At 46.8% G+C, this 4,515-nt stretch carries 4 protein-coding genes; 3 read left to right on the top strand and 1 reads right to left on the bottom strand.

Features of this window, described 5'->3' with window-relative positions; genetic code table 11:
- Window positions 1-2: 2 nt before the first annotated feature.
- The gene (locus tag AC1DUO_RS23500) at window positions 3-908 is read right to left on the bottom strand and encodes a LysR family transcriptional regulator (RefSeq protein WP_013577213.1); all 906 of its coding nucleotides are present in this window, start codon (window positions 906-908) and stop codon (window positions 3-5) included.
- Window positions 909-1,018: 110 nt separating this feature from the next.
- Between AC1DUO_RS23500 and AC1DUO_RS23495 the strand changes: the two genes are divergently transcribed.
- The 3 genes from AC1DUO_RS23495 to AC1DUO_RS23485 form a co-directional block, all read left to right on the top strand.
- On the top strand, window positions 1,019-1,723 hold the full coding sequence (locus AC1DUO_RS23495) for a pirin family protein (RefSeq protein WP_119262133.1): 705 nt from the start codon (window positions 1,019-1,021) through the stop codon (window positions 1,721-1,723).
- A gap of 598 nt (window positions 1,724-2,321) precedes the next feature.
- Window positions 2,322-3,020 (top strand): prepilin-type N-terminal cleavage/methylation domain-containing protein, encoded by a 699-nt coding sequence (locus tag AC1DUO_RS23490; protein ID WP_013577215.1) that lies wholly within the window; start codon window positions 2,322-2,324, stop codon window positions 3,018-3,020.
- Window positions 3,021-3,157: 137 nt separating this feature from the next.
- A partial coding sequence (locus tag AC1DUO_RS23485) for a type II secretion system protein (protein WP_477989006.1) occupies window positions 3,158-4,515 on the top strand: 1,358 nt, incomplete at its 3' end.

The following is a 4,515-nucleotide window of genomic DNA, read 5'->3' as shown; positions in this document are numbered from 1 at the left end:
CATTACTTCACGTCCCGCGTAGCCAGCAGCTTAGGGATTTCGCGCAGGAACCAGGCTTTTGCCTCGCCCATGCTGTCGCGGCGCCACGCCATAATAATGTCGATTTCACGGTTATATTCCGCGCTCACCACCCGCAATCGCCCTTCCTCGATATCTTTCTCGACCATCGGATAAGGCATCGTCGCCACGCCTAATCCCGCCAGCAAGGCTTTACGCTTCTCTTCGATGGTACTGACCGTCAGACGCTGCTGTTTATCCAGCAACTGAACGGTTAATACCGGGCGCTCACGGGCGGTATCCGCCACGGCAATCCCGCGGTATTTAACCCGGCTAACGTCAGACAGCGGCTCCGCTTCAAGATGGATCGGGTGATCCGGYGCGGCCACGTATATGCTGGCCAGCTTATACAGCTTGCGGCTGTTAATTTCGGTGGAAGAGCGGAAATGCATATCCGGCGCGATCACAATATCCGCCCGGCCTTGCTCGAGACGTTCCCACGCACCGGCCAGCACTTCGGTTAACAGGGACACCTGCGTATTGGCTTTCAGCGCCAGCTTTTCAATCAGCGGGAACAACTGCGCAGCGGGCGATAACGCTTCACACACGATGGTGATGTGCGTTTCCCAACCGCGGGCCAGTGCTTCGGCATCCACTGTCAGTTTATCTGCGGCTTCCAGCAATACTCGTCCACGTTCGAGCAACATCCGGCCAACATTGGTGAATTTTGTCCGATGACCTGAACGGTCAAATAACACCACATCCAGCTCTTCTTCAAGTTTCTGCATGGTGTAGCTCAATGCCGACGGGACGCGGCCCAGCTCATCGGCGGCAGCGGCGAAACTCCCCCTGCGGTCAATCGCATCCATGACCCGTAATGCTTCCAGTGTGAGTGCGCGATCCTTAGCCATTCTCTTCTCTTTCAGGAAATTTGAATATAGCGACCAGATTAACTGGCTAACAATCACACGTCCAGACGCTTACCATTTATACATCGAAATTTTTAAGAGAGGCGACCGCCATGATTACCAGCAGAACGGCAAAAGAGTGCGGTAGCGCTGACTTTGGCTGGCTCCAGGCACGGTATACATTTTCCTTCGGCCATTACTTTGATCCCAAGCTGATGGGCTACGCTTCCCTGCGCGTCCTGAATCAGGAAGTGCTGTCACCCGGCGCCAGTTTCCAGCCGCGCACGTATCCGCGCGTGGATGTGCTGAATCTGGTGTTGCAGGGTTCGGCGGAATACCGCGACAGCGAAGGCAACAGCATGCAGGTCAGCGCCGGTGAAGCAGCGTTGCTGTCGACGCAGGCGAATGTCAGTTACAGCGAACTGAACACCAGCACCACCCAGCCCCTGACGCGAATGCAACTGTGGCTGGATGCCTGTCCTGAACACGAGAATCCGTTAACGCAGAAAATGGTACTGCCGGAGGCGACGCATTTCCTGCTGGCCTCACCAGACGGGGAAAAGGGCAGCCTGCAACTGCGGCAAAACGTGTGGATCCATCAACTGACACTGGCGGCGGGTGAAGCAATAACATTGCCGGTTCGTGGACCACGCGCCTATTTGCAATCAATTCACGGGCAGATTGATGCGCAGGGTTCGGTCAGCCGCGAGCTACAAAAACTAGCCTGTGGCGATGGCGCGTTTATCCATCAGGAAAACAGCCTGACGGTTTCTGCCATTACACCGTTACGCGCACTATTAATTGATATGCCGGTATGAATTTTGAGGAATACGAAGAAAATAAAACGCCGCGCAGGGCAACCTGTCCGGCATTTTTTAAATGCTCAAATGACATTATTCCATAAAAAGAGTTACGGAAATACGTAATAAATGAGCTATCTGACAGCAGCCATTACCCGACAGACTCACTCGAAAAAATGGATAGAGAAAAGGAATAAAAAACCTTCTATCCAATTGATAACACTGTACAAAAAACACCTTTTCCTCATGTGAAAGCCAACCCGGAATGATCACTAAAATTTATATTTAGAAGTCAGGCAATGACTATATATATAATATTCATCAAAATGATCTTATTATTAACACCCCCTAATAGTTCATATGAATAACATTTAATTCGTTTGATCCGATTTATTATCTATACGCATTCTTTTTTTTGCTCTATGATTTCCGGCGCTGGTTAATGGGATTGATTTTTTATAAAGGGAATGGCCATGAACTACTGCCTTTAAAACGTTAGTAACAACATTAAGACGTTAGTCTATATATTTCTTATTTATAAGAATCTTGCTCTATTCCAGCGGGATCGTATTACTACGTGATTTATAAAATTTATTTCAAGCCTAAGGATTAAGGTATGAAAAATGCAATTACTGCATTAAAGCGTAAAGCAAATCAGTATCAGGAACTTAAAAAACAGCGTGGTGTTACCTTACTGGAGATCATCATCGTTCTGGGCATTATCGGTATTATTGCAGCGGGTGTAGTTGTGTTGGCAAACCGTGCCTTCACAGCACAGGATATCAGTGAATTAGCCGATAATACTAACTCAGTCCGTGTGGGGACAACAGAAGCTTATAAAGACAGCGCTGAATATCCGGCTACTGCGTCTGCAGCGTCACTGACTAAATCGGATATCGGTAGTGCAACCGATACAACAGGCTCAATCATTTCGACTCTGGTTAAAATGGGTAAAATTTCCGTTGGAGAAGCTTTCAATGGTATATCAAACGACCCGTTCGAATTGGGTGGTGTTAAGTACGCGACTGCTGATACGAAGATGAAAGGTTTCTACCTTGTTATTAATGGTCTTGATACAGAAGATTGTCGTAATATTGCATCTCAAATTGGCGGGCAATGGGACTATGTTGCTTCCGCGCAAGTTGCTGCAGGTGGAGATTTAGCATCGGCGCCAACGTCATTATCAGGCACAGCTACAGCGCCGATTCTTAAGACGCTGACTGAAGACAAATTAACTCCAGAAACCATTGTTGGCACTGGTTTTTGTGATAGCTCCGTCGGTTCAGACAACGCGCTGGTGTTAGGCAGTAAATAAGTAAAGCGTTAAAACTATCCTTTATTAAAACAGGAGCCTGCCGCGATTATTGTTGCAGGCTCATTTTCGATGACGTTGAAATGATGAGAATGTGTATGCCAGGGGTAAGAAACAGTAAAGGGTTTACCTTATTGGAAATGATTATCGTCATGGGCATTATGGGTGTCGTATTCACCTCATTCTCCCTGTATAAGAAAAAACAAATCGAATCAGTTGCAAGGGAAAATCTGACCAATATACTTGCAGGTGAAATTCATGGCTTTTTACAGTTTGTAAATAAAGATAACATTCAACTAACCACCGATGTCGATGCGGATGGTGAATTAGATTTTATCGTTAACCCTCTCTATAACCCTGACATTTTAACTTCCGATGAAAAAGGAAAAGCTTACGCCACGCGTTTTAATAATAAGCCAAATGAAGAACCGAGTGATAAGAATGATTACATTAAATGGGACAATACTCAGGCACGAGGTTATTTCACCAGTCACCGCTGCTACAGCTCAACTAATCAGAAAGTTGCAGATGACGAATTCAATACGGAGGACTTACCCTGTAAGCAACCTCCGGACAGTCAGGATAAATATCTGGTGCTCGAACGTGTCGATCTGATCGGCCCGGATAACTCGCGGGCGATTGATCAGGTCGATTTTTTCATCAGTTTTCATCCAGGACGTAATGGAAAAAGTGATGTTGATAAATTTTCCATCGAAAATTATGCCACCGCCTTTAGCAAGGCATTTTCCCATTACGATCTGACGTTCATTCAGGCCGACTATCTCTATCGTAACGATGAAAAAAATACACAAGCCACAAACTTTGGTACCGGCTGGAAGTTGTTAAAAACAAATAATGCCAAGGCCACGGATAGTGCTATTCCGTTTGGAAGCATGGCTTCGTATCTGGACGATATGAATCAAAATATCGCGCAGTTGGGTGTCCGTTTCAGTTTCAAGGCGGGCGTGGGGAAAAACGTCAAGCCGGACGGCTCAGTCGGTGTAAATAAACTGTGCTGGAATTATAAAGAAAATATGATGACTCACTGTCTTGAAGTTGAAAACGGCTCAGGACGCAATCAGGATGAGGGTGTGATGCATCTGACGGCTAAAAATGCGAATAATCAGATTGTCACAGGTACATTGATGGCCAATGTCATTTTCGAAGGTGAGGCATTTGACCCGGAAAAAGGGAATGTCGTCGCATTAATGACCAGTCCAGTGGTTTCCTACCAATCCTTTGGCAATAAAAAGGACACCGGTACCAATGATGTCATTGTTAATGACCCGGAGAATTACAATAAAAAAGTCACTGATGAACCAGGCCACATCAAGCTTCCCGTACAAACTTGCCCTCTGGCTCCGCCCGATCCCGCTGACCCGCAGAAAGTGCCGCGACAGCTTTACCCAAGAATGGCTGCCGCCATTTCTTCTATAGCGGCTGATGTGGGTAAGCTGGAAACATCAGAAGGCGAAGATGAAGACGGTGGAGACTTCAC

This window comes from Rahnella sp. P4_A8 (genome assembly GCF_056402435.1).
The sequence above is the reverse complement of the archived record's forward strand: the minus strand, read 5'-3'. Positions and strand labels throughout refer to the sequence as shown.

What these genes read in the sequence shown, in the direction of transcription:
- AC1DUO_RS23495 (WP_119262133.1), top strand. Translation starts at nt 1,019, where the DNA reads ATGATTACCAGCAGAACGGCAAAAGAGTGCGGTAGCGCTGACTTTGGC.
- AC1DUO_RS23490 (WP_013577215.1), top strand. Translation starts at nt 2,322, where the DNA reads ATGAAAAATGCAATTACTGCATTAAAGCGTAAAGCAAATCAGTATCAG.